General features: G+C 44.2%; 23 protein-coding genes. 11 read left to right on the top strand and 12 right to left on the bottom strand.

Translation table 11 applies throughout. The annotated features are described in order from the left end of the window. A partial coding sequence (locus DYD21_RS10655; RefSeq protein ID WP_209388414.1) for a glyoxalase/bleomycin resistance/extradiol dioxygenase family protein occupies positions 1 to 381 on the top strand: 381 nt, incomplete at its 5' end. A 253-nt stretch (positions 382 to 634) separates the two neighbouring features. Here DYD21_RS10655 and DYD21_RS10660 read toward each other — a convergent pair. Together DYD21_RS10660 and DYD21_RS10665 are read right to left on the bottom strand one after the other, a co-directional pair. Further along, a complete protein-coding gene (locus DYD21_RS10660; RefSeq protein ID WP_116036357.1) occupies positions 635 to 1249 on the bottom strand; it encodes a hypothetical protein in 615 nt (204 codons plus the stop codon). Positions 1250 to 1354: 105 nt separating this feature from the next. Further along, on the bottom strand, positions 1355 to 2332 hold the full coding sequence (locus DYD21_RS10665) for a cytochrome C (protein ID WP_116036359.1): 978 nt from the start codon (positions 2330 to 2332) through the stop codon (positions 1355 to 1357). Between the two features lie 187 nt (positions 2333 to 2519). Between DYD21_RS10665 and DYD21_RS10670 the strand changes: the two genes are divergently transcribed. Then, positions 2520 to 3083: an ECF-type sigma factor gene (locus DYD21_RS10670; protein ID WP_158551555.1), complete on the top strand. Its 564-nt coding sequence runs from the start codon at positions 2520 to 2522 to the stop codon at positions 3081 to 3083. A 68-nt stretch (positions 3084 to 3151) separates the two neighbouring features. Beyond that, entirely contained in the window at positions 3152 to 5638 is a 2487-nt protein-coding gene (locus tag DYD21_RS10675) for a serine/threonine-protein kinase (protein WP_116036365.1), read from the top strand. Between the two features lie 288 nt (positions 5639 to 5926). Here DYD21_RS10675 and DYD21_RS10680 read toward each other — a convergent pair whose 3' ends face one another. Further along, positions 5927 to 6823 (bottom strand): DUF72 domain-containing protein, encoded by an 897-nt coding sequence (locus DYD21_RS10680; RefSeq protein ID WP_116036367.1) that lies wholly within the window; start codon positions 6821 to 6823, stop codon positions 5927 to 5929. Positions 6824 to 6940: 117 nt separating this feature from the next. Here DYD21_RS10680 and DYD21_RS10685 point away from each other — a divergent pair, with 117 nt between their 5' ends. Further along, positions 6941 to 7654 (top strand): DNA alkylation repair protein, encoded by a 714-nt coding sequence (locus DYD21_RS10685; protein ID WP_116036375.1) that lies wholly within the window; start codon positions 6941 to 6943, stop codon positions 7652 to 7654. Between the two features lie 87 nt (positions 7655 to 7741). On the opposite strand, the gene DYD21_RS10690 is transcribed toward DYD21_RS10685, so the two are convergent. The 5 genes from DYD21_RS10690 to DYD21_RS10710 all read right to left on the bottom strand — a co-directional run bounded on the left by DYD21_RS10690 (position 7742) and on the right by DYD21_RS10710 (position 12777). Beyond that, complete coding sequence (locus DYD21_RS10690; protein WP_116036377.1) at positions 7742 to 8410, bottom strand: bifunctional precorrin-2 dehydrogenase/sirohydrochlorin ferrochelatase; 669 nt, start codon at positions 8408 to 8410, stop codon at positions 7742 to 7744. A gap of 109 nt (positions 8411 to 8519) precedes the next feature. Beyond that, positions 8520 to 9341: a phosphoadenylyl-sulfate reductase gene (locus DYD21_RS10695; protein WP_116036380.1), complete on the bottom strand. Its 822-nt coding sequence runs from the start codon at positions 9339 to 9341 to the stop codon at positions 8520 to 8522. A 17-nt stretch (positions 9342 to 9358) separates the two neighbouring features. Beyond that, the gene (cobA, locus tag DYD21_RS10700) at positions 9359 to 10177 is read right to left on the bottom strand and encodes a uroporphyrinogen-III C-methyltransferase (RefSeq protein WP_116036382.1); all 819 of its coding nucleotides are present in this window, start codon (positions 10175 to 10177) and stop codon (positions 9359 to 9361) included. After that, a complete protein-coding gene (locus DYD21_RS10705; RefSeq protein ID WP_116036385.1) occupies positions 10174 to 11841 on the bottom strand; it encodes an NADPH-dependent assimilatory sulfite reductase hemoprotein subunit in 1668 nt (555 codons plus the stop codon). The genes cobA and DYD21_RS10705 overlap by 4 nt, the downstream gene beginning before the upstream one ends. Positions 11842 to 11934: 93 nt before the next feature. Next, a complete protein-coding gene (locus DYD21_RS10710) occupies positions 11935 to 12777 on the bottom strand; it encodes a sulfurtransferase (protein ID WP_116036387.1) in 843 nt (280 codons plus the stop codon). A 779-nt stretch (positions 12778 to 13556) separates the two neighbouring features. Here DYD21_RS10710 and DYD21_RS10715 point away from each other — a divergent pair. The 6 genes from DYD21_RS10715 (at position 13557) to DYD21_RS10740 (ending at position 17386) form a co-directional block, all read left to right on the top strand. After that, positions 13557 to 14657, top strand: coding sequence for a DNA alkylation repair protein (locus DYD21_RS10715; protein ID WP_116036390.1), 1101 nt, complete (start codon positions 13557 to 13559; stop codon positions 14655 to 14657). Between the two features lie 83 nt (positions 14658 to 14740). Continuing rightward, positions 14741 to 15061: a helix-turn-helix transcriptional regulator gene (locus tag DYD21_RS10720; RefSeq protein ID WP_116036392.1), complete on the top strand. Its 321-nt coding sequence runs from the start codon at positions 14741 to 14743 to the stop codon at positions 15059 to 15061. Between the two features lie 15 nt (positions 15062 to 15076). Next, a complete protein-coding gene (locus tag DYD21_RS10725; protein ID WP_116036395.1) occupies positions 15077 to 15535 on the top strand; it encodes an SRPBCC domain-containing protein in 459 nt (152 codons plus the stop codon). A gap of 258 nt (positions 15536 to 15793) precedes the next feature. Then, a complete protein-coding gene (locus DYD21_RS10730; RefSeq protein WP_348636186.1) occupies positions 15794 to 16210 on the top strand; it encodes a VOC family protein in 417 nt (138 codons plus the stop codon). Positions 16211 to 16288: 78 nt separating this feature from the next. Then, positions 16289 to 16717: an SRPBCC domain-containing protein gene (locus tag DYD21_RS10735; RefSeq protein ID WP_116036398.1), complete on the top strand. Its 429-nt coding sequence runs from the start codon at positions 16289 to 16291 to the stop codon at positions 16715 to 16717. A gap of 120 nt (positions 16718 to 16837) precedes the next feature. Then, positions 16838 to 17386 (top strand): SRPBCC family protein, encoded by a 549-nt coding sequence (locus DYD21_RS10740; RefSeq protein ID WP_116036401.1) that lies wholly within the window; start codon positions 16838 to 16840, stop codon positions 17384 to 17386. Here the strand turns inward: DYD21_RS10740 and DYD21_RS10745 are convergent. Beyond that, positions 17383 to 17709 carry a phage holin family protein gene (locus tag DYD21_RS10745; RefSeq protein WP_116036404.1) on the bottom strand — a complete coding sequence of 109 codons (327 nt, stop codon included), beginning with the start codon at positions 17707 to 17709 and terminating at the stop codon, positions 17383 to 17385. The two genes, DYD21_RS10740 and DYD21_RS10745, sit on opposite strands and share 4 nt — an antisense overlap. 63 nt (positions 17710 to 17772) lie before the next feature. Between DYD21_RS10745 and DYD21_RS10750 the strand changes: the two genes are divergently transcribed. Continuing rightward, positions 17773 to 18231, top strand: a complete 459-nt coding sequence (locus DYD21_RS10750) for a GNAT family N-acetyltransferase (protein WP_116036407.1) — start codon at positions 17773 to 17775, stop codon at positions 18229 to 18231. A gap of 296 nt (positions 18232 to 18527) precedes the next feature. Here DYD21_RS10750 and DYD21_RS10755 read toward each other — a convergent pair whose 3' ends face one another. The 3 genes from DYD21_RS10755 to glmS all read right to left on the bottom strand — a co-directional run bounded on the left by DYD21_RS10755 (position 18528) and on the right by glmS (position 23797). Continuing rightward, entirely contained in the window at positions 18528 to 21002 is a 2475-nt protein-coding gene (locus tag DYD21_RS10755; protein WP_116036410.1) for a heavy metal translocating P-type ATPase, read from the bottom strand. 84 nt (positions 21003 to 21086) lie between these two features. Beyond that, positions 21087 to 21650, bottom strand: coding sequence for an AraC family transcriptional regulator (locus tag DYD21_RS10760; RefSeq protein WP_116036412.1), 564 nt, complete (start codon positions 21648 to 21650; stop codon positions 21087 to 21089). A gap of 308 nt (positions 21651 to 21958) precedes the next feature. Beyond that, the gene (glmS, locus tag DYD21_RS10765; RefSeq protein WP_116036415.1) at positions 21959 to 23797 is read right to left on the bottom strand and encodes a glutamine--fructose-6-phosphate transaminase (isomerizing); all 1839 of its coding nucleotides are present in this window, start codon (positions 23795 to 23797) and stop codon (positions 21959 to 21961) included. Positions 23798 to 23892 lie beyond the last annotated feature (95 nt).

The raw sequence follows: 23892 nt of genomic DNA on the forward strand, positions 1-23892 counted from the left end.
GATCACAATAATCAAACTCCCGATTACTACCAAACCGTAATGCCCTATCTCATCGTAAAGGATGTAAATGAGTTCCTGGATTTCACACAAAAGGTGTTTGGGGCTGACGTTAAGATGAAACACACTGATGATGACGGACGCATTGTCCACACCGAAATTACGATTGGTGATAGCACACTGATGGCGGGTGAAAGCAATCAAGACTGGAGTTCTCAGCCTGGTGGATTGTATGTAAATGTAGACTCGGCTGATGAAATTTTTAAAAAAGCTTTGAACGCAGGAGCCGAAACAGTGCTGGAACTTTCCGACAAAGAATACGGACGTACCGGCGGTGTGAAAGACAGTAATGGAAATACCTGGTGGATTACCTCTCACCGATAATTTCACTATCTCCTTTTAAAAACTCTCACCAAAGAATTACAGCAACATGATGTTGATATAAAAATCTCAACCTCCATCATACTTTCATTACAGAAAGAAATTATATATCCAGTGGATCCAGATAAAGCTTTTTGATACTTCCCCAAATATTTGCCTATTCCCTGACTATATCAACGTCAACTGGAGTTTACAAAAAAACCTGATCAGGTTTTAAAAACTGATCAGGTCTTTATCCAAAGTTTCATTTCAAGAATCAGCAGGATACCTTCGGATTAAAAGGCACTAACATCCCGTTTGGATTGTCTTTGTAAAGCCAGACATGCAGGCTCCAGTGTGGCACTTCCTGAGCCATTAATGGCGGAACACCATCAATATCGAATGGATGGTCGCCAAAATGTGGTTGATCCTGGCCAATGTTAATCACAATGTACTCAACACCTACCAGCTTTAAATTACCGTTTTTATCCGGTTCGTAGAGAAGAGCCTCAGGGTTCGCCGGATCAAAAATTGGATCCACCAAGTCTTCATTCGCCCAGTGATATCCCATGCCACCTAAACCCGGAACTTCTACACAATGATCATCCCCTTCGTAACCGGCACGAACAGCCTGTGTTGTGGAGTGATATCGGGCCGTTGCACGCCTGACCAGCTTAATTAAATCTGAATCGACGCCCTCATACTTTTTATCAGTCTTTGAATCCGATATATAAATCTCTGCATTCCTGTCGGTATCAGCCACCGGACTTGTAAGTTGGTTACCATCACATCCTGTTAAAAATATTGCCAAAATAGCGATCAGGCCGAGTCGGTTGATCAAAGAGGTCTGAATCATCCTGTTTTCCTTTTTTAGTAGTTTATATTTAGCCATACCAATCTCCAATATTTATGTTTAGTTGTTTTTTTATTATGAATCGGATTCTGCAGTTTAACTCCCCCATGCATAAATCAGATCATTTCCTTAACAGCCAATTTCTTAATCCGAAGGGCTAAAAATGGTTATCCTGTTATCTGCCGGCTCTATCGTTCTTAAATATTCATAGATCGCCTCCAGATCTTCGCTCTCCATATCCGCATACATCAGCCAGGGCATCATGGTCTGAAACTGCCCGGGTTCAACTCTGCGTGGAACGTATGTGCTGTCGGCATACACTTTAAACCGCGTGACAAACTGTTCTTTGGTCCAGTTCCCGATTCCCGTTTCATGTGGTGTTATATTCGCTGAGCGTACGACCGAACCATCCGGCAGCTTAAATTCATTACCTCCGGCAAGCATTTCACCTACAAACGAACCCTTTTCAATCCGTGTGTGGCAGTCCGCACAGGCAGCGGCATTAACAAGGTATCTGCCATAATTATTAACATCCTCTTTTTCCGGTTTTGGCTGTAAGTTGGGTTTCACCGGCATGGTATTTATCAGGAAATTCACCGGGAAATCATATTCTGAAGGGGGGCGTTCATATTCAACCGGCTCAAGAGTTCGAAGGTAGGCAATGATAGCGTGGACATCTTCTTCGGCCAGCTGGGAGTAGTTTGGATATGGCATAATTGGAAAAAGTGCAGATCCATCTTTTGACACACCGGAAGTTATAGCCCTGAAGATCTCACCATCGGTCCAGTCGCCCAACGCTGCAGGGGTTAAGTTTGGAGCAACAAAACTACCCGGCACTCCCAAATTATCCCGATCAAAAACTTCGCCCCCCGCTCCTTTGGTGCCCGGTTTGAGTGGCCCGGCAAACAGACTAAAATCTCTAACCGCATGGCAATCCATACAGAGCATAACATGATTTGCCAGGTATCTTCCGTGATCTACAATTTCATCGGTGATCTCTACACGGATTTCCGGTGCTGGTCCAACATCGGGTAAAACCAGCTTTACATAGCCGATAACAACTACAATAAGGATTGGAATAAAAGCCAAAGAATAAATTGAATAGCGGATCGGTTTTTTCATGAGGTTCAGGATGCAGGTTTCAGGGTTCAAGGTGCAGGGCTCTGCTAACCTTAATTACAGGAAAAAACCATAACCCGGCTCATCTCTCTTTAATTTTTTTTTATTACTTTCTGTTTCGCATGCTTTCACAGGTAAATTGTTTAACTACCTGAAGCAGATTAGGCATCAACATCTTGAACTCTGCACCTTGAACCCTGAAACCCATACTCCAACCAGGCTTATACAAGAATTTTCTGCCGGCGATAGTACCGCCCTGAATCAGCTTTTTGAGCTGATCTACGAAGAGCTTCATAGTGTAGCCCGCAGGCAGCGAAACCGGTGGAACGGTATGAATACCCTGAACACCGTTGCCCTGATCCATGAAACATATTTGAAACTCTGGAAACATCAGCCTGACCAGATTGAAAACCGTCGTCACTTTTTGGCAATCGCTTCAAAAGCGATGCGCCAGGTTCTGATCAATTATGCTGAAAAAAAGGCTGCCCAGAAAAGAGGCGGGAACGCTGTTCCGGTTTCTGCAAGTGAGATTGAACTGATAGCAGATGATCAGGCAGCAATTGAACTTCTTGAGATAAATGAAATCCTGAACCAGCTTGAAAGAGAAAATGAACGCCAGGCGAAAGTTTTTGAGTGCCGGTTCTTTGGAGGAATGACGGTTGAAGAGACCGCATTTGCAGTAGACATCTCTCCTGCTACGGTAAAACGAGACTGGCAGGCGGCCTGTAACTGGATCTATAACGAAACAATGTAGTGAGCTTCTGTACAATCAATTTCTGTAGTTAAAGATGAAGTCATAACCTGAACCCTGATGCCTGTGCCTTGAATTCTGACACCGCATTTGAATTAGCCGAACGGCTGCTTGATTATCCGGAATCAGATTGGGATCAACTGATTATGGATTGGTGCGGCAACGATACGGAACTCAGGAAAGAAGTCACAAAAATTGCCGGTCAAAATCGAAATGCCCGTGATTTTGTTGAAAACCTGCAGAAGAGAATCTATACTCTTACAAAATCATCTCTTGCTACGGAAGCCATCCTGCCTGAAGAGATAGCCGGTTACAAGGTCCTTCAAAAACTGGGAGCAGGCGGCAGCGCAACGGTTTACCTGATCGAGCTATTCAACGGCCAAAAAGCTGCCCTGAAATTGCTTCACGGTATTCTGACCGACTCCTTTTCGAGCCACCGGTTTGAGGAGGAAAAGCGGATCCTTTCCACTCTTAATCATCCAAATATTTCCCGGTTAATTGAAGGAGGTTTCTCCGACACAGGTGAACCGTATGTGGTTATGGAACTTGCCGATGGAATTCCTATCGACAGATACTGCAGCCTCAACCGGCTGACCATTGAAGAACGGGTTCAACTTTTTCAAACTGTTTGCAGAGCTGTGAATTATGCACACCAAAATCTTGTGGTACATCGGGATATCAAACCGGAACATATCTTGGTTTCGAAAGATGGCCAGATAAAACTGATCGATTTTGGTATTGCTAAATTACAGGAACCAACACCGGTTCAATCTGCCGTATTTAAAACACGTACAGGAATGCGGGTCATGACACCAGAATATGCCAGTCCGGAGCAGGTGCGGGGTGAAGCAGTTTCTACCGCTTCAGATATCTATTCTCTCGGTGTTCTGCTTTATCTTCTGCTCACCGGTAAACATCCATATCGTTTTCAAACAACTTCAATGCTTGAAGTGGAGAGGATTGTTTGCATACAGGAACCTCCCAAACCGAGTTCCATCGTCCAAAAATGTACGATTAATGAATTAGAAATCGCCGGGCATCATAATATCTCTCAAAAACAGCTTGGAAGACGACTTTCAGGAGATCTTGACCGAATCGTACAGAAAGCGATGAGAAAAGTACCCTCTCAACGTTATGCTTCCGTCCTGGCGTTCTCTTATGATCTTGAAAATTATGTAAAGGGTAAACCGGTTATCGCACGGGCACCTACGATCCGTTATCGGGCTCGCAAATATATCACCCGTCACAGGTGGGGACTTTCTGCTGTTGCACTTGTAATACTTACACTGAGTGCAGGTTTGATCGGTACTCTGTGGCAGTCTCATCAAACCAAAATGTTTGCTGAACGTGCAGAAACCCAGGCACAGATAGCGGGCCAGGTTACCGATTTTCTCGTCAACCTGTTTGAATCGGGTGATCCTGCTGTAACCCAGGGTGCAACTATTACGATCGACCAACTGCTTGAACGTGGTGTAGCTCAGGCGCTTGAATCGCCCGGGGAATCATCTGTGCAACTACACCTATTGTCAGTTTTGGGCAGAGTATACAATGGTATGGGCATCCATTATAAAAGTGCGGAACTGTTTGAGGCTGCTTTGGAAAAAGCCATGAATCAGAACCCTCCGGATCTGCTTCTGATAGCGGATCTACAAAGCAGGCTCGGATACAATATGAGAATCATGGGAAATCTTCCCGCCGCCGATTCCCTATACCATCTGGCACTCGATAACCGAAGATCTGTATTAGGTGAAGACGATCCGCTGAGCATTCGGAGCCTGGACGAATGGGCCGGAGTTCATGCTTATCGCACCCGCGACACCAACCTTGCCGACTCCCTCTTCCAGGATATCGTAACCAGGCGAAGAGCTTCTCTCGATCACTACGACAAAGATTTCGCCGAATCTCTAAATAACCTGGCCTACATTAAAATGATGAAACGAGAGTATCACCTGGCCATCCAGAACTATGAAGAATCTGCTGAAATCTACCGGGAAGTATTGGGAGAAAATCATCCCGAACTGCTGCGAACCCAATCAAGTCTGGCGGTTGCGTACCATCGGGCAGGAAACTACGGACGCTCAGAACAGATGTTCCACACATTGATTGATGCACGCAAAAATGTTTTGGGAGAAACCCACCCACAGGTTGCGGTTTCCTGGCATCATCTGGCTGAACTGTTAAAAGATACCGGGCGACTGGACCAGGCTGTCTCTGCGATTGAAAAAGCCGCATTCATCATGCAAAACCTGGAAGCTCCCTATCAATTTCATCCTGATATTCTTTTTTCTATGGCATTACTTTACGAGCAGACAGATCAAACAGAACTTGCATCTGAAACCTATCGCAAAGCCGGGGAGAAATGTTCTGAAATACGAGGAGCCCAGTCTCCCGGTTGTCTTAGAATTTACCAGTCGATAGGTGAATATTTCCTTAGCCAGGAATTGAACTCTGAAGCCCGATTTTATCTGCAGCAGGCTTTCGATGGATATAGTCAACGGTTAGATCCGGAGAGTGAAACGTTACAAAACCTCACTGTGATGCTTGAAGCTGTTGAGTAAACTTTATCCTGAACCTGACGCCTTGGTTAAACACGGCTATCGCACTCTGCCCATACAAAAGGGGATAACTTAGAATTTCCTTTTTCGATAAAAAACAGGGTCAGCCAGACAAGACTCCTCCGGCTTGAATACACACTCTATTACCTAAAATAATAACTCACTTTCAAAAGAAAGTTTGGTTCTACAGACCCCGAGTCAGTTAAGTTGGATTGATGATTATCTTTTTGAACCAGACCTCCAAGGATTTAAAATCCTTGGAGGTTTAAGCCAAGGCTACAAATTCCACCCCTAAAACAGACTGGTCTGGTCTCCACCATTGGAATTCCCGGGCAAGGTCAAATCAGTCCCAATGTCCCTGTTCAGAGCTTTAATAAAATGCGCCGCAAGCGCCGGTGATTCTTTCTCTTCGTTCTGATGCACAAAAAAATGGATGTTTTGCAACCCCTGGTCGGTCCACGTTTTCAGCCGACTGGCCCAATCATCCAGCCGGGAGTAGTCGGTTTTGTGATTGGCACCCACATACCGGATGAACGCCTCGTTGTTGGTCAATCGCATATGCAGCAGATCGCGGCGGCCGGCGGTATCCACAATCACATTGGCTGCATTATTCTCCTCTAAAAGCGCATATAGCTCTTTTGCTATTTCCGGATCGTTAAACCAATCCGTATGGCGGAATTCAACGGCAAGCGGCACATCACCGGGCCACAGTTCAAAAAAGTTTTTAACACGGCCAAAATGTTTCGGGGAAAAATTACCGCGCAGCTGCAAAAATACAGTGCCAAGCTTCTCCTTAAAGTGTACAATACTATCGAAAAATTCTTCGATATCTCCTTCGATATTGTTCAGCCATCTTCTGTGGCTAATGGTTTGATATACTTTCGGAAAAAACCTGAAATCCTCCGGAGTTTTCTCATACCACTCCTGCACCTGTTCTTCTGGGAAATTCCGGTAAAACGTGGCGTTCAGTTCAATGGCGTTAAACTGCGTGGCATAATATTCCAGTTCATCTTTTGTACCCCTCGGATAGAAATTTTTTAGCTCCTGCCTGTTCCATTTTGCGCATCCAACATACACGGAGGGGATTCCTTCCTTTTTCCGGGCTGATAAAACACCAGCGGTCCCGGGATGATCATCCGGCAGTGAAAAATCAATACCCTCTGGGTTATCAGTACTTCCAAATTTCATAGCTAATTAACTCCTATCTTTTGATTTAACAGTTAAATTTATTGATAATTTATCATTCCATTGACAACGGACATTAATACAAGATGCCACTTTAAATAATCAATTACACAACACAAGATGACTGCAACCATCATCCAAAAAGAGCTTCGGGAACTGGCAGATCCAAAAGTAGCCGAACACTCGGCCCGTTTTTTCAAAACCGGAAAGGGGGAATATGGTGAGGGGGACGTTTTTCACGGAATTCGGGTACCAAAACAGCGAAAAATTGCAAAAAAATATCGCGACCTGCCACTTAACGAAGTGCAAACTCTTCTACAGTCAGACTACCACGAAGAGCGGCTCACAGCCCTGTTGATTCTTGTGTACCGGTTTCCAAAAACTGATCCCGACCTGCAAAAAAAGATTTATTCCTTCTACCTGTCCAGCACAGACCGGATTAACAACTGGGACCTGGTGGACAGTTCAGCCCCGAAAATTGTGGGGGCATGGCTGCTGAACCGGTCAAGGAATATCCTTTTTGAACTGGCAAAATCTGATAACATTTGGGAACGGCGTATTGCCATCATGGCTACGTTCTACTTCATCAAACAGAACGATTTTGAGGATACGCTAAAGATAGCCGAACTGCTTTTGGATGATCCGCACGATCTTATTCATAAAGCCACCGGGTGGATGCTCCGTGAAATTGGCAAGCAAAATGAACCCTTACTGGAATCATTTTTAAAGCCCCGTTACGGCAACATGCCCCGAACCATGCTCCGGTATGCCATTGAAAAGCTGCCAAAGAATAAGCGGAAAGCGTACCTCAAGGGGACCATGGATTCATCGTGAATTGACCGATCACAAAAAAATCTCTTGGATGGAGACAGGTTATCTCCGATCATACGGGTAGAATTTCTGATATCTTCTGTTTAGAATTCACCCTGCCTCGGCTGCAAGCACATCATCCACGACGGGATCTCCGAGAATTTCCCGGATTCTCTGAATGGCTTCATCCGGCTTATTTTCTCGAAACAGGTCCAGGGCATCTGAATCGATCAGCTGATACCAGAGGTTTTTCCGTGTTTCAAAATCATCATAATGGCGGCTCATCGGGTCCCGAAGTTTATGCATGAGTGTCAAAAACGTATCGTACTCTTCCCCAAACTCCTTTTCAAACCGTTCACGCAACCGCACCGCAAGTGTTGGGGCTGCACCGCTGGTAGAGATCGACAGGGTAAGCGGTCCCCTTTTTACGATCGATCCGAATGAAAAATTAGCGTGTGGTATGTCATCCATCACATTTACAAGAATGCCCCGCTCTTCCGCTTCATTGAAAATTCGTTTATTTTCATCGGCTTCAAATTGAGCCGCAATCACCAGGAATGCCCCTTCAAGGTCGCCCTCATGGTATCGGCGGTTGATCCATTCAAATCGTCCCTCATCAGCCCATGCCCGTAAGGTATCGCTCAATTTTGGGCTGATCACCGTTAACTTCGCGTGACGCTCCAGCAGCTCTCCGGCTTTTCTCTCCGCTTCGTGATCGCCTCCGATCAACACGGTTTTCTTTTTGTGAAGCTGGGTTAAATAGATTGGATAGGTATGCATGAATTTGTGGTTTTAGTGGGCGCTTAATGTTTTAAAAGCCGGATAAATCAAAAGTTTTAGACAGATTGCCGCAAAATAATCCGGTATTTCTACTATTTCGAATATCGCACTATTTGCTATGATGACCATTTTTAAAATTCTGCGTTGGCAGATGGATTCCGCATTCCGTTTTCGTATTATTTTTCCATCGGCCGTCTCGTTCGTGTTCATTGCCTTCAACCGGTTCCGTACAAGGGATGCAGCCAATCGTGGGGTAACCGCTATCGTGAAGCGGATTGTAGGGAAGATTGTGTTTGTTGATATATTCCCAAACATCATCATTACTCCAAGTGGCAAGCGGGTTGATTTTAATCACTTCATTCAGCGGATCCCACTCAATCACCTGAGTCTTTTTTCTCGTTACGGCCTGGTTACGCCGAACCCCGGTAATCCAGGCTCTTTTATCGGTTAGATAATTTTTTAAAGGCAGCACTTTCCTGATATGACAGCATCTGTCCGGATCTGATTTCCAAAGCTCCCCGCCATAAGTTTCAGCCTGCTCATCCAATGTAAGATTTGTGCTCACCCTTTCAACTTCTATCCCGAACCGCGCCTCAATTTTATCCCGCAATTGATACGTTTCATTGAAAAGAAGATGTGTATCGAGATAAAAAATTCGAATCGGGATCTGCTGTGTTACCAGTCGGTGGATCAAATACACACCCGATAGGCCAAAACCGGTTCCAAGGACAATCTCGCGCCCAAATTCCCGGTATCCCCAGCTGAGTAATTCATCCGGATGGCGATTTTCAAATCGACGGTTAAGATCCCGGATCAGATCCAGATCGATTTTCCGCTGACTGACTTCTTCACTTTTATTAATGAATGTGGATTCTGTATCAGGTTCAAAAAGCAGGTCTGAAGCAATCTGTATATCTGTTTCATTTTTCATGATGGGTATCTCCCCACTTAGCCGGTTACTGTTTTTCGTTGTTCAATCTGAAGATGATTTTTATTCTCATAAGGCTCCTTAAACCATGCAAAATCGTGACCGAGTGCTGCCAGTTTTCCAATCACAATGGTGGCCGGCGGTGAAAGCTCAGCCGCTTTATCTACGATTGTGTCCAGTGTGCCGATTACTGTTCGCTGGCAATCGTAAGTCGCTTTTTCTATTATAGCAACCGGTGTTTCAGGAGATCTTCCATAGAGATACAGTTTGCTGATAATGGCTGGTAAATTTTTCATTCCCATTAAAATGACCAGGGTGTCAGAATGGGCAATATTCTCCCAGTTTTCGAACAACTCATCTTTATTTTTTGTGTAGCCTGTAACCACAGTAAACGATCTCGCTTGTCCCCGGTGTGTAAGCGGAATACCAGCATATGCAGGAGCGGCAATTGCGCTGCTGATTCCGGGTACAATTTCGAAATGAATTCCTTCTTTGGCCAGGGCCTCGCACTCCTCCCCTCCGCGGCCAAAAACAAAAGAGTCGCCTCCTTTCAGTCTCACTACCGTTTTTCCCTCTTTTGCTTTCGCAACCAAAATCCGGCTGATCTGCTCTTGCGAAACTGACCGCTTGTCAGGTCGTTTACCTACATAAATTCTTTCAGAATCTTTCGGTGCATTCGACAGAAGTTCAGGGTTTGCCAGCCGATCATAAACCAGAACCTCCGCTTTTTTGATGGTATTCAAGCCGCGAACGGTAATCAAATCGGGATCCCCCGGGCCAGCTCCCACAAGAAATACTTTACCTTTCGGTTGATAAGATGTTCTGTTAAGTATACTCATTCTGCCACCTCTGCTTCTTCAAGTAATCCTGTTCGTTCATAAAAATCGCCAAAAGATTCTCCTTCATTCCGGTTTTCACTATAGCGGCGCAGCAACGGGGTTACTTCACTGATCAGATCTTCGAGCGGCACCAGTTCTTTATACAAGCTGTTCAGACGGGTTCCAGACGGATCACCACCAATAAATACTGAATATTTATTCAGCGATTGCCCCACAAAACCGATATCCGCCACGTATGGACGGGCACAGCCGTTCGGGCAGCCGGTCATTCGCACCGATAAATTTTCGTCTTCAAGACCCAGATCGTGTATCACGGATTCCAGGTCACGAATCACATCCGGAAACACCCGTTCCGATTCGGTAATCGCCAGCCCGCAGGTTGGCAGCGCCGGGCATGCCATGGAGAGTTTGAGCAGATTTGAATACTCTTCGCCCCATACAATTCCATGTTCACGAAGTAACTTATCAACACCAGCTTTATCCTTTTCAGCGATGTTCGTGAGCAGCAGGTTGTGATTGGGAGTGAAACGGACTTCCGGCTGAAATTTCTCGATCGTCTTGCGAAGTCCCGTTTTAAGCTGACGATCTTCATCATCCTTAATCCTGCCGTTTTCGATGGAAAGTCCTAAAAACCACTTTCCGTCCGATTGCTGATGCCAGCCTAAGTAGAGATTCAGTTCAAATTTTGGCATATCGCGAAACGGTTCAAGTGAATAACCCAGACGTTCTTCCAGTTCGGCTTTGAATTTTTCAATCCCCCAATTATGGATCAGGTATTTCATGCGAGCCTGTTTGCGATTTTTCCGATCTCCATTATCTCTCTGAATTGCAATGATTTCCTTCACCACCTCGCTCACTTTCTCCGCCGGAATATATCCGATATGATCACCCAGTCGCGGAAACGTACTCTCTTTTTTATGGTGCATTCCCATTCCGCCGCCGACCACTACATTAAACCCTTCAATCGTATTACTCTCATCAAAAAATGCCACCAGTCCGATATCCTGAGTATACAGATCTACACTATTGTCACCCTGCAGTGCAACAGCGATTTTGAATTTTCGGGGCAGGTAATCTTTCCCATAAAGCGGTTCTCCATTTTTTACCTCTTCCTCACCGGAGTAGACCTTCTCTCCATCAAGAAAAATTTCGTGGTAGGCGTTGGTTGCCGGGAGCAGTTCATCTGATAATCGGTCTGCAAAGGCCTGGGCCTGGGATTGACGGCCATCGATATCCGGCACCGGGGTAGCCATTACGTTTCGCACAATATCCCCGCACGCACCAACGGTTGTGATCATTGCCCGGTTTAAATCCTGAAGTGTGGCTTTCAGTTCTTTTTTGATGACTCCGTAGAGCTGGAACGTCTGCCGTGTAGTGGCGCGAATTGTGCCATCACCATACTGATCAACAATATCATCAATCGCAAGGTACTGCCCGGCTGTGATTCGTCCGCCCGGAATCCGACCACGGATCATAAACATCCAGTGTTTGTCCCTCCCTTTTCTGAGGTCGCGGTCATCCTGTTGATACGAGCCGTGAAATTTTAATATCTGGTAGGCTTCCTTGCTGATTGACGGTTCATCGTTTTCCATCTCTTCAGCAAGAGGGCCGCGTAAATAGTTACTGTTCTCTTTTATAACTTCAACTTTGCTCTTTTTTCTCATATATATATGTTTTTAAAAAAACCTCCGGGATTTCAGACCACAGGTTTTATCCTTATGGATAAACCACGGAGGCTTGAGGTTACACTGCTTAAGTTATCGTTCGATAGGTGCATCAATTAGGTTTCCCCATTCCGTCCATGAGCCATCGTAATTCCGAACATTGGGGAATTCCAGCAGTTCATTCAATACAAACCAGGAGTGTGCCGAACGCTCCCCGATTCTGCAATAGGCGATAATATCTTTATCAGGGGTAATTCCTTCTTCTTCATACAAGGATTTGAGTTCCTCTTTGGATTTGAAAGTCCCGTCTTCGTTCACAGCTTTCGACCACGGAATATTACTTGCTCCCGGGATATGACCGGCTCGCTGAGACAACTCATTGAGACCCTCAGGTGCCAGGATTTTCCCGCTAAACTCATCCGGAGAACGAACGTCCACCAGGCCGTGTTTATCGCTGCCAAGTGTCTGGGCAACATCATCCCGAAACGCCCTGTATTCCTCCCTTACATTTTCAATCGTATAATCCGCGGGATCAACTTCGGTGGTTTTTGTGGTTAACTCCCGGTTTTCAGCTTCCCACTTTTTGCGGCCGCCATCCAGAATTCGGACATCCTCATGGCCGTAATATTTCAGGAGCCAGTAGGCCCATGCGGCAAACCAGTTGTTGTTATCACCATACAGAATGATGGTGGTATCGTTGCTGATTCCGGATTTCGAAAGCAGGTTTTCGAAATCTTCTTTTGAGGCGATGGTGCGCCGAAGCTGATCCTGCAGTTCTGTTTTCCAGTTCCAGCCAATGGCTCCGGGAATGTGGCCCGAGTCGTAGGATCGGGTGTTCACATCAACTTCTACAAACCGGACTCCTTCGTCGGTCAGATGATTGGCGGCCCAGTCGGTCGATACCAGTGTTTTTTCTTGTGTGAGTGTTGCAGACATAATAAAAGTGCTTTGTGTTACGGTTTGCGGTTTAGGATTAATTCACAAAGCCAGCGTCAGCAGAGATAGAAGAGCAAAATTTAAACATAAAAAAAGCCCGCTATCTATGCCGGATAGCGGGCTTTTTGAAAAGTTATTTATAAATCAACCAGTCATTTTAACCCGCTATCGTTATGCATGCACATACAGCACATCATAGCCATCGGGCTACACATCATAACGATATTCAGATTTAAAACTTGGCTGTTCATATTTTGAAAATGTTTACTTGGTTTCTATCACTGCAAGCAGATTAATAACAATTAACTTATATATCAAAATTGATTGAAATTTAAATTTCCCGATGACTTCAAACTATCATATTTGGATAATGCAAACTAAAAAAGCGCTTTTATTTGTTTAAAATTTCGCTTATAAATGCTCATTTGAAGATTTCTTCTGAAAATAAATTAAGAAAATCTTCAAATACTGTGCGTATTCTTATTAATCGACATCGTTTTCAAACATTGATGCCATACGTTCGAATAGAAACTGAAACCAAAAATTCCGCGGTTTATTTATCGATTGACATAAGGGTGTCAAAACTGCGAAGTACTTTTCCAATCGATCCTTTTTCAAACGTATAAAATTCCAAAACCAGTTTTTTCAAATTATATCATCCACCAACCCTGCTGGCGTGTCATAGGTTTTCAGTTTTACAGTCATCCATAAATCACCTGGTGATTTCTCAATATGTTATTATTGACACGACACTTCATCCTTCAGAATATCAAAATTCCATGCCTACACTCCTTAAAAATATCTATTCAAAACCGTTTTATGAGAGTTTTTCCGAAACGGTATATCAAACTATCCCTTCTTTTGATCAGGAAAAATTCATTCACCTCATTTTTAATGATGAATTTGATACGTATGAACTGAAAGATAGAATGCATCATACCGCAACCGTAATGCATCAGTTTCTATCTGATGATTTTCCTGAGGCCATGGTTCAGATCAAAGATATCATCAAAAATCTCCGGCAAACCGAGCAGAAAAAACTCTCACTGGAATTCATGTTTTTCCCGGATTATGTGGAACAGTACGGACTGAACCATTTTGAACCTTCCGTTGATGCGATGGAATTCATCACACAGTTTACCAGCTGCGAATTTGCAGTTCGTCCGTTCATTCTGGAATACGATCAAAAAATGCTGGACCGGATGCAGGCCTGGTCAGATCATGAAAATCACCACGTGAGGCGGCTTGCCAGCGAGGGATCAAGACCGCGATTGCCGTGGGCGATGGCACTTCCCCCGCTAAAAAGTGACCCGGCTCCCATCCTGCCGATCCTGGAAAACCTGAAGGAAGATCCATCTGAATATGTTCGCAGAAGTGTGGCGAACAACCTGAACGACATCTCAAAAGACAACCCGAAAGTTACGAAATCCATTGCAGTCCGCTGGCTCGACACCTCCGCTGAGACCGACGCACTGGTTAAACACGGCTGCCGCACTCTGTTCAAACAAGGAGATATGGAGGTCATGAACCTCTTCGGATTCAGCAGCGAAAAACTGGAGTGTGCAGAATTTGTAATCCACACTCCACGGGTAAAACGAGGAGATGTATTAGAATTTTCTTTCTCAGTGAAAAACAGAGATCAACAATCAAGGCTTCTCAGGCTGGAGTACGCACTCTATTTTCTGAGAAAAAATGGCACCCATTCAAAGAAAGTATTTAAAATAAGTGAACGGGAAATTGAGCCGGGAGAAGAATTATCCATCACCCGGAAACAGAGCTTTCGTCCTATCAGTACCCGCAAATACTACCCGGGGCAGCAAAAAGTTTCTGTGATTATGAATGGTAAAGAGAGTGATTCCTATTCTTTTAGACTGATATAGTCAACTTTGATAAAAAATAAATTTGCGTAACTAAATAGTTACATATAAATTAGTAACCAAACGGTTACACTTTATAAACGACTATGTCGCAAAAACTTTTCCACGCAATTTCGGATCCGACCCGCCGGGAGATCATCGATCTCCTTGCCGATAACACCCTTCCTGTAAATGATGTGGCGGAGCGGTTTGAGATCAGCCGTCCTGCCGTATCCAAACATATTAAAATACTGAATGAGTGCGGGCTGGTGGTGATCAAAAAAGAAGGGCGAAAGCGCTATTGCCGTGCCGATACGCGAAAGCTGCAGGATGTAATGGAGTGGTTACAGCGATACCGAAAATTCTGGGATACCCGACTGGATGCACTGGAAACAGCTTTGGCAGAGGATCAAAAAAATATTGAATAAAATTAAAACTGATCTATGAAGAATTCCCATAGAAACTCAGCTCTTAAGATAGTCCGCAAATTCGATGTGGCCCCGGAAAAAGTATTCGATGCCTTTACAAAACCCGAGGCCATGCGGGTATGGTGGACCAGCGACACAGAATTTGATATTGATTTGAAAGTTGGTGGGCAATGGACCATCACTCGGGAAGAAAATGACATGACACTAACCATGACCGGTGAGTACCTCGAAGTGGATCCGCCGCACCGGCTGAAATATACTATCGCTATGCCACAGTTCTCGCCCAACAGCGACGTTATCATGATAGACATCAAACCGGATAGGAAAGGATGTGTAGTTACATTCGTGCAAACGGGAAAAGATATTGCGGCTGAACTTCATGAATTACCAGAGGGTGCGGTTTCAGAAAGCGAAAAGGGATGGCAGCAGGGTTTCGACCTGATGGCTGCTGCCTGGAAAAATAAACAAGAATAGAATTCATTTATTTTCAACCACTTTTTTTTACGAGATGAAAAGTCTTTGCACTCTTTTCGGTTTGATACGCTCATACAGGATTATAGCGATCCACTGCCAAAACTGTTAAGAGACCCCAAGTGAATTTCCCAAAATAAGAATGGACCAATATGATTAAAAACTCTGAACAAACCATCCATAACCATGAAAACCATAACCTTTCTGGCAACTATTCTATTCGTTGTAACAATACAAATACAAACCATAAATGCACAAGATATGAATCCAAAAATCACCACATTCTTGATGTTTGAAGGTGATGCAGAAGAAGCAATTACATTTTATACATCTCTGTTTGATGACTCCGAAATCGTTCGTATTGCAAAATACGGGCCTGACGGACAGTTTGGGCCGGACGCTGAAGGCACCGTACAACACGCCCTCTTCACCCTGAAGGGACAACCATACATAGCAATTGACAGCTATGGGCACGATTTTACATTCACACCCGCCATCTCGCTGTTTGTAGAATGCGATTCCGAAGAAGAGATTGACAAATTGTATGAAAAACTGAGTGACGGCGGCGAAGTGGCAATGCCGCTCAACAATTATGGATTCAGCACTAAGTTCGGCTGGGTTCAGGACCGGTTCGGGGTCTCCTGGCAGTTGAATTACGGGGCGTTAGAATTTGAATAACTTGGTAAGTTAAACCCTCCAAGGGTTTGGAACCCTTGGAGGGTTTTTAATTAAGACCATCTCAACTCATAAAAACCTATGCCTAATATCGAAATCATCAACTATCTAAATGCACCCGGCGAGGCCGTGTTCAAAGCCCTCACCACTCAAAAAGGGCTCTCGGAAGTCTGGACTCGCCAGTGTGATGTAAAACCCGAAACCGGTTATACCTGTACATTCGGTTTCGGTGATGAAGATCCCACGAAATTTAAAATCACAGAACTTCTACCCAGCCATACCCTCCGATGGCACTGCACCGAATCGGACCCGGAGTGGATTGGAACGAATGTTTCTTTCGATCTCAGGGAAGAAAACGGGAAAACAAAAGTAACTCTGGTGCACGGTGGATGGAAAGAAATAACCGAGTTTTACCGATGGTGCAACTACAACTGGAGCTTTTTTCTCCATAGCCTGAAAAACTATTGCGAAGAGGGGAAAGGAATTCCGTTTCAGGAACGGAAATTTTGATTATTAAACTTAATCAGACCTCCAGGGTTTTTGAAACCCTGGAGGTATTTTCAACTCTGATCCGTAATGTCTTCCCGAAATTTCGGGACGGTTTTTCTTCAACCTCTAACATCAAACTTTATGAACAAAAAGCACGGCATTTTTCCCGAACCCGGAACCGTCCAATTCGAACGCCTCCTCCCCGGCCCGCCGGAACGGATCTGGGATTATCTCACCAAATCGGAACTGAAGGAGAAATGGCTCTCCGCAGGTGATGTGGAACCACGCGTAGGCGGAAAAGTCGAATTTCGGTTCAAACACAATGACCTCTCCGACGTCGATGAACCCATTCCTGAAAAGTATAAGCATATGCAGGACGGCACCTATTTTGAAGGAAAGGTAACTGAGTGGAACCCGTACAAAAAGCTCAGTTACACCTGGGGAGAAGAAACCGGTGAAGAATCGATTGTGACGTACGAACTAATTCCCAAAGAGGAGAATAAAGTTCTGCTGCGCCTGACCCACCGCAAGCTGGGAGACGACCTCAAGATTCTCATCAGTGTTGGTGCCGGCTGGCATACGCATCTCGATATTCTGCTTGACCGTCTGGAAGAAAACTCTCCAAAAGGGTTCTGGAGTGTACACGGCCAAATGGAATTACAGTATGAAAAAATAATAGAAGAAAATTAAAAAATGAATAATAAGAAGCTGTTGAGAACGGATATCAGCAGGCCATAGAGAACTGCCCAGCCAAAGTTTTTAATCTTGAGACCATCAACAAATTTATCCGTCAGCATAAGTATCCAAGCGTTAATTACCAGCACAAACAGGCCGAGCGTGATTATAGTCAGCGGGAGTGTAAGCAGCACAATGAGCGGGCGGATAAACATATTCATAATAGCAAGAACAATGGCCACGCCGATTGCCGTCCAGTAATTTTTGATGGTAACCCCCGAAAGAAGGTGAGCTCCGAGAAAAATTACGATACTGTTGATCAATAATGTTTTTATCATAAACCCTTTATTAACTTGTCGTTTGGAGATCGTACGGAATAATTTCAAAAAAGTTTTATGAGAATGAAATGGATTTTATATAACTCACTTGAAGAGTGTACTATACCCCACCTCTATGAAATTTTAAAATTACGCGAAGAAGTATTTATAATTGAACAAGATTGTATTTATGATGATATAGACGGCATCGATTACGTCTCTTCCCACCTTTTAATGCTTGATGATGCTATTCTGGCGGGTTATCTGCGTATGGTACCTGCCGGTGAAAAATTTAATGAAATATCACTCGGCCGGATTGTAATCAGAAAAAAGTATCGCGGAAAAAGATTGGGGAAAGAGCTAATCCAAAAAGGATTGGAAGAATCTGCGAAAAAGGGTTCAGAAATGATACGCATCGAAGCGCAGGCACATCTTGAAGATTACTATTCAGAGTTTGGTTTTAAAACTGATTCAGAAATCTATGATGTGGACGGGATACCTCATCTTCAAATGCTTGTAAATTACAAGGAAATTCAAGATTAGGTATCCAGTCTTTTATAAGAGAATCAACCTGTAGAGATAACGATTGCGATCACTACAAGCAGAGCAATTTTAAAAAGCAGTGATTTCCAGTTTTTCATGTTTGAGAGCAGTTTTAGATATTAGATAATTTTAAGGGGCTAATAGGTATAAAAAGTTCAGCTTAAGATCAACTTATCCACAAAGAAAGTTTAATTTTTGCTAATATTTTTATCGGCTGCCAACGCCCTTTACATAAACAAGAGTATCTTGGCAAAGAAATGTTACAAATTAGAGAATTTTAATTTTCCCTCTCCTGCTCACGGTTGTTTTTTACCCAGTCGTTTTGAATTGCCCACCACGTTAATTGAACTCATCGCCATTGCAATTTCAGCAAGCACGGGATGCATCCAGCCAACGACTGCGGCTGGTATCATCAACACATTATAGAAAAAAGCCCAAAAGAGATTTTGACGTATTTTTTTCATTGTCATACGGCTTACATTTATGGCTTTAATCACCCCATCTAAATCTCCTTTTATTAGTATGATGGAGCCTGACTCAATAGCGATGTCCGTACCGCTTCCAAGCGCTATACCTACATCAGCCTGCGCCAGGGCCGGAGCATCATTTATACCATCTCCAACCATAGCTACAACCTGTCCTTCCGACTGCAGCTCCTTTATAATTTCAGACTTCTCACCCGGTTTTACCTGTGCCTTCACACTGGTAATCCCGGCCTCATGTGCAATCGCTTCAGCTGCCTCTTTTTGATCACCCGTAATCATCAATGTTTCGTAGCCCATTTGATGAATTTTGTCGATCGAGTTGCGGGCTCCCTCCTTCAGCGTATCCTGCAGGGCAATCAGAGATATCAACATGTTATCCACAGCCACAAAAATCACGCTCTTGCCCTCTTTCATATATCCTTTTGCAGTCTCATTTGCATCAGTTGGAATGTTGACTTTAAATTCATTCATCAGATCAATATTTCCGGCTATATAATGGTGATCTCCTGTTCTTGCCTCAACACCCATCCCGGTATGAGATTTAAAATCACGGACTTCTTCGGAAGAATTATCTGCTTCAAAATATCTTGCAATCGCTCCCGCAACCGGGTGTTCAGACTGTTTTTCAATAGCAGCTACACGCTTCAACTGTTCTTTGTCAGCTTCACCAATCATTTGCAGGTCCGTAACTTCCGGCCGGCCCACGGTTAATGTGCCGGTTTTATCGAATGCGATGGTTGTCACTTCTTCGAGACGCTGAATTGCCTCACCTCTTCGAATCAGAATTCCGTTTTCGGCTCCAAGACCGGATCCAACCATCAGTGCGGTTGGTGTGGCCAGGCCGAGTGCACACGGGCATGCAATCACCAAAACCGCAAGCGTGGCATAAAACGCCTGGCTCCATACCGGCAGATCGGTAAGAATCCAGGGCACGAATTGGTCACCAAACTCAAGAATCGGGATGTAAAAGCCGGGAAACAGAACCCATGTAATAAAAGTTAGCAGGGCCAGCAACAGAATTACCGGCACAAATACTGCAGTCACCCGATCGGCAAAATCCTGAATTGGAATTTTTGATCCCTGTGCCTCTTCAACAAGCTGCACAACCTGGTTCAGAAATGACTCTTCACCAATTTTCGTTACCTGAAAGCGTAAAACTCCTTCCGTATTTATGGTTCCACCGATCACTGAATCACCTTCACTTTTCACCACCGGCATCGATTCTCCCGTGACCATCGATTCGTTGACGGTACTTTTTCCATCTATCACGTCACCATCAGCAGGAATTTTCTCACCCGGTTTTACCAGCACCACATCTCCCTTTTTAACATCTTTCAGGTCAATCATCTCCTCTTTTCCGTTCCGGATAACCCGGGCCTCTTCGGCTTCGAGTGTTAGCAGTTTGGTTATTGCATCAGAAGCTCTCCCCTTTGCTTTCGTCTCTATGTAGCGGCCCGTCAAATGAAATGCCATAATCATCGCAGCGATACCGGCAAAACTATACATCTGTACCGAACTAATTCCAAGATGATACGCCAGGGCGACTCCGCCGGTAATCAGTGAGGCGATTGTTCCGATAGCGATGAGTACATCCATATTCGGATTCAGGTTTGATGCCGATCTCCACGCCCCTTTCAGCGTATCAAGCCCCGGATAAAAAATAACTACGGAGGCAGCGATTGTCATCACAAACTCCATGGTTGTGTGCCCGGTAATTGTAATCCCAAACACCATCTCTACAAACATCCAGATCATCAGCGGCAACGTGATAATCCAGCTCAGAACCATTTTTTGACGCGCATCTTTCAGTTTACTCTCGTCACGCGACCGTTTCTCTTTTAACTTATTCTCTTTCTCACCATTTACTATGCTGGCGCTGTACCCTGCGGATGTAACGGCATCAATCAGCTCATCTAAATCACCGCCATCTTCAATATCCACAAATGCTTTTTCAGACGATAGATTAACGGATGCCTCTCTCACACTACTCACAGATTTCAGCGCTTTCTCTACACTTGAAACACAGCCTGCGCAGTGCATGCCGTCAATCTGGAGCGCTACACCATTTTTATTCTTTTTAGGGATCTCCAGCTCATAGCCTGCATCCTTCACCGCACCGGCAATTTCAGATTCCGAAAGTTTATTTTCATCAAAATTTACGGAGACTTTTTCCGAAGCCAGGTTTACGGATACGGATTCAACACCATTAAGATTTCGAATGGATTTTTCAACTGATGATGTGCACCCTGCGCACATCATTCCCTTCACAGGATAAGTTTGTTTCATAGCTTTTTCTTTTTACATAAAAACTAATGAAACCCATCACATTCACCCTCACAGAAATCCGGTGCAGATGTGTAATATTTTTGGTTATAACTTATCGATGGAGATTCTCGAACCTCTGCCCTGCTGCTTATATTCGGTAACTGTTTTACCCGTTATTTTTTTAAACTGGTTCGACAGATACTGTACGCTGCTGTATTTGAGCCGATGAGCAATTTCGCTAAGCGTGTAGCGATTAAAGCTAAGCAGCTCTTTCACTCTCTCGATTTTTAACTTTATGAGATAAGACTCAATCGTAGTCTTCTCATTTTCTGCAAAAATATGGCTCAGGTATGAGTAGTTATAGTGGATTTTATTTGATACAAATACAGAAACCTTTTGTGGAGATTCGCTGGTTTCAAGATGGTTGAGATATGCAATCAGAGCAGATTTTACACGGTTAACCAGTTCCGTTTCACGATCTGATACGAGTTCGAATCCCCTCTTCTGCAATTCATCCGAAAAGCGGGTGAGTTCATCTTCAGATAGCCTTCGGTCAAAATCCACGCTGCCGATTTCTACACTCGAAACCGGCAAACCCATCTCTTTCGTGATGGAATCCACCGATTCGACACAGCGCGGACAAACCATATTTTTGATAACTTTTTCCATATAGATTTAACAATGTATGGAAAAAATGAGTTTCAACCCGAGTTCGATTTTGAAATTGAGTAAAGAAGTGGCTGATGCTGTCCAAATCGGGCGAACAACAATGAATTTGTCATTTATCTTAGTACCGTCATGCCGGACTCAGATCCGGCATCTCTGGTCTGTATTAGAGATAGTAGATCTCGCATCGAGCACGAGATGACGCCCATTTTGGACAGCATCAGCTACTCTTTTAACATTAAAACTAAGTATTATCAATCGAACTCAGATTTTCAGAATAAAGATGATTGGTCAGATTAATAAATAATCACCTATTCCACCGTTACGCTCTTCGCCAGGTTTCTGGGCTGATCCACATTACATTTCCTGTTCACAGCAATGTAATACGAAAGCAGCTGAAGCGGAATAACGGTCAGCAACGGTGAAAAACAATCTTCTGTGGATGGAATTTGAATTGAGAACTCCGACAGATCCTTCACCGCACCATTTTCGCTATTCATGATGGAGATGATTCTTCCTTTTCTGGCTTTTACCTCTTCTATATTCGATATCATTTTATCGTTGGTATGATCCGTGGCAGCAATCACCACAACCGGCATCATCTCATCAATCAGCGCAATTGGACCGTGTTTCATCTCTGCAGCAGGGTAACCCTCAGCATGAATGTAAGATATCTCTTTCAGTTTTAATGCGCCTTCAAGGGCAACCGGGAAGTTGTAAGTCCGCCCAAGATAAAGGAAGTTCGGAGCATAGGTGAACAGTTTTGCCATCTCTTTAATCGGCTCATTGTTCTCTTCCAAAATCTGTTCCACTTTACCGGGAATATTATTCAGTTCCTCAACAAGTTCTTTTCCGCGCTCTTTTGAGATTATACCTTTATCCATCCCGAGGCGGATGGCCATCATGGTCAGAACTACAACCTGGGCTGTAAACGCCTTGGTAGAAGCGACTCCAATTTCCGGACCGGCGTGCGTAAATACCCCGGCATCTGTCTCGCGTGAAATGGTTGATCCAACCACATTACAAATTCCAAGCACGAGCGCACCGCGCTTTTTAGCTTCGCGAAGTGCAGCGAGTGTGTCGGCTGTTTCCCCGCTTTGAGAGATTACCAGAAGCACATCTCCTTCACCAATCAGCGGATCGCGGTATCGAAATTCTGATGCGTACTCCACTTCAACAGGCTTTTGCGCAAGTGTTTCGAAAAGATATTCCCCAACCAACCCGGAATGCCAGCTCGTTCCACATGCGGCAATCACAATTCGATTTGCTGAAGCGAGTTTATCAATCACGTCGGCTAATCCACCCAGTTGAATGGTCCCATTCTCCGGGTGTATTCTGCCTCTCATGCAATCAGCAATGGATCGGGGTTGTTCAAAAATCTCCTTCAGCATAAAATGAGGGTAGCCCGCTTTTTCAATCGCTTCGAGCCCCATAGCCAGTTCATGAATCTCTTTAGTGAGCTCCACATCTTCAATCGTTTTCACCTGGTAGCTGTCTTTGGTGATCACGGCCATTTCACCGTCATCCAGGTAAATTACCTTATTTGTATATTCTACAATTGGTGATGCATCCGATGCAATAAACATCTCGTTATCTCCAATACCGAGCAGAAGAGGTGAGCCTTTACGAGCTACATATAGTTTTTCCGGCTCATCCATATTCGCAATTGCCAGACCGTATGTTCCAACAATTTGCTTCAGGGCAAGCTGAATTGCCTGCTCAAATGTAACGTCGGATGTTGAGTAAATTTCTTCAAGGAGCTGAGCAACAATTTCAGTATCTGTATCGCTCTTGAACGTTCTTCCGCGCTCAATCAGTTTCTTTTTTAGAGAAGTATAGTTCTCGATGATTCCATTATGAACAACTGCAATATTTCCTGATTCGCTCAGATGGGGATGTGAATTCACATCGTTCGGTTCACCATGCGTAGCCCAGCGTGTGTGTCCAATACCAATTTTTCCGTGGGCATTATTTTTGATCATCAGGTTTTCAAGGTTCACAACCTTTCCTTTTCCCTTGTGAACCTGCATCTCTCCATTCATCAGTGCGATACCTGCTGAATCGTACCCTCGGTACTCTAACCTTTTCAAACCTTTCACCAGTATTTCGCCGGCATCTTTTTCGCCTACATATCCTACTATTCCACACATACTAATACACTTGCATTAATTGTTTATCGTCTTCAATGATTTTTGCCTAATTTAGAAATCAGAATCCCGACATAAAATTATTTATTTCTATAAGT

Source organism: Rhodohalobacter sp. SW132, from assembly GCF_003390325.1.
In the GTDB taxonomy this organism is placed as follows: Bacteria; Bacteroidota; Rhodothermia; order Balneolales; family Balneolaceae; genus SW132.

What these genes read in the sequence shown, in the direction of transcription:
- DYD21_RS10660 (WP_116036357.1), bottom strand. Translation starts at nt 1,249, where the DNA reads ATGGCTAAATATAAACTACTAAAAAAGGAAAACAGGATGATTCAGACC.
- DYD21_RS10665 (WP_116036359.1), bottom strand. Translation starts at nt 2,332, where the DNA reads ATGAAAAAACCGATCCGCTATTCAATTTATTCTTTGGCTTTTATTCCA.
- DYD21_RS10680 (WP_116036367.1), bottom strand. Translation starts at nt 6,823, where the DNA reads ATGAAATTTGGAAGTACTGATAACCCAGAGGGTATTGATTTTTCACTG.
- DYD21_RS10685 (WP_116036375.1), top strand. Translation starts at nt 6,941, where the DNA reads ATGACTGCAACCATCATCCAAAAAGAGCTTCGGGAACTGGCAGATCCA.
- DYD21_RS10690 (WP_116036377.1), bottom strand. Translation starts at nt 8,410, where the DNA reads ATGCATACCTATCCAATCTATTTAACCCAGCTTCACAAAAAGAAAACC.
- DYD21_RS10695 (WP_116036380.1), bottom strand. Translation starts at nt 9,341, where the DNA reads ATGAAAAATGAAACAGATATACAGATTGCTTCAGACCTGCTTTTTGAA.
- cobA (WP_116036382.1), bottom strand. Translation starts at nt 10,177, where the DNA reads ATGAGTATACTTAACAGAACATCTTATCAACCGAAAGGTAAAGTATTT.
- DYD21_RS10705 (WP_116036385.1), bottom strand. Translation starts at nt 11,841, where the DNA reads ATGAGAAAAAAGAGCAAAGTTGAAGTTATAAAAGAGAACAGTAACTAT.
- DYD21_RS10710 (WP_116036387.1), bottom strand. Translation starts at nt 12,777, where the DNA reads ATGTCTGCAACACTCACACAAGAAAAAACACTGGTATCGACCGACTGG.
- DYD21_RS10715 (WP_116036390.1), top strand. Translation starts at nt 13,557, where the DNA reads ATGCCTACACTCCTTAAAAATATCTATTCAAAACCGTTTTATGAGAGT.
- DYD21_RS10720 (WP_116036392.1), top strand. Translation starts at nt 14,741, where the DNA reads ATGTCGCAAAAACTTTTCCACGCAATTTCGGATCCGACCCGCCGGGAG.
- DYD21_RS10725 (WP_116036395.1), top strand. Translation starts at nt 15,077, where the DNA reads ATGAAGAATTCCCATAGAAACTCAGCTCTTAAGATAGTCCGCAAATTC.
- DYD21_RS10730 (WP_348636186.1), top strand. Translation starts at nt 15,794, where the DNA reads ATGAATCCAAAAATCACCACATTCTTGATGTTTGAAGGTGATGCAGAA.
- DYD21_RS10735 (WP_116036398.1), top strand. Translation starts at nt 16,289, where the DNA reads ATGCCTAATATCGAAATCATCAACTATCTAAATGCACCCGGCGAGGCC.
- DYD21_RS10740 (WP_116036401.1), top strand. Translation starts at nt 16,838, where the DNA reads ATGAACAAAAAGCACGGCATTTTTCCCGAACCCGGAACCGTCCAATTC.
- DYD21_RS10745 (WP_116036404.1), bottom strand. Translation starts at nt 17,709, where the DNA reads ATGATAAAAACATTATTGATCAACAGTATCGTAATTTTTCTCGGAGCT.
- DYD21_RS10750 (WP_116036407.1), top strand. Translation starts at nt 17,773, where the DNA reads ATGAAATGGATTTTATATAACTCACTTGAAGAGTGTACTATACCCCAC.
- DYD21_RS10755 (WP_116036410.1), bottom strand. Translation starts at nt 21,002, where the DNA reads ATGAAACAAACTTATCCTGTGAAGGGAATGATGTGCGCAGGGTGCACA.
- DYD21_RS10760 (WP_116036412.1), bottom strand. Translation starts at nt 21,650, where the DNA reads ATGGAAAAAGTTATCAAAAATATGGTTTGTCCGCGCTGTGTCGAATCG.
- glmS (WP_116036415.1), bottom strand. Translation starts at nt 23,797, where the DNA reads ATGTGTGGAATAGTAGGATATGTAGGCGAAAAAGATGCCGGCGAAATA.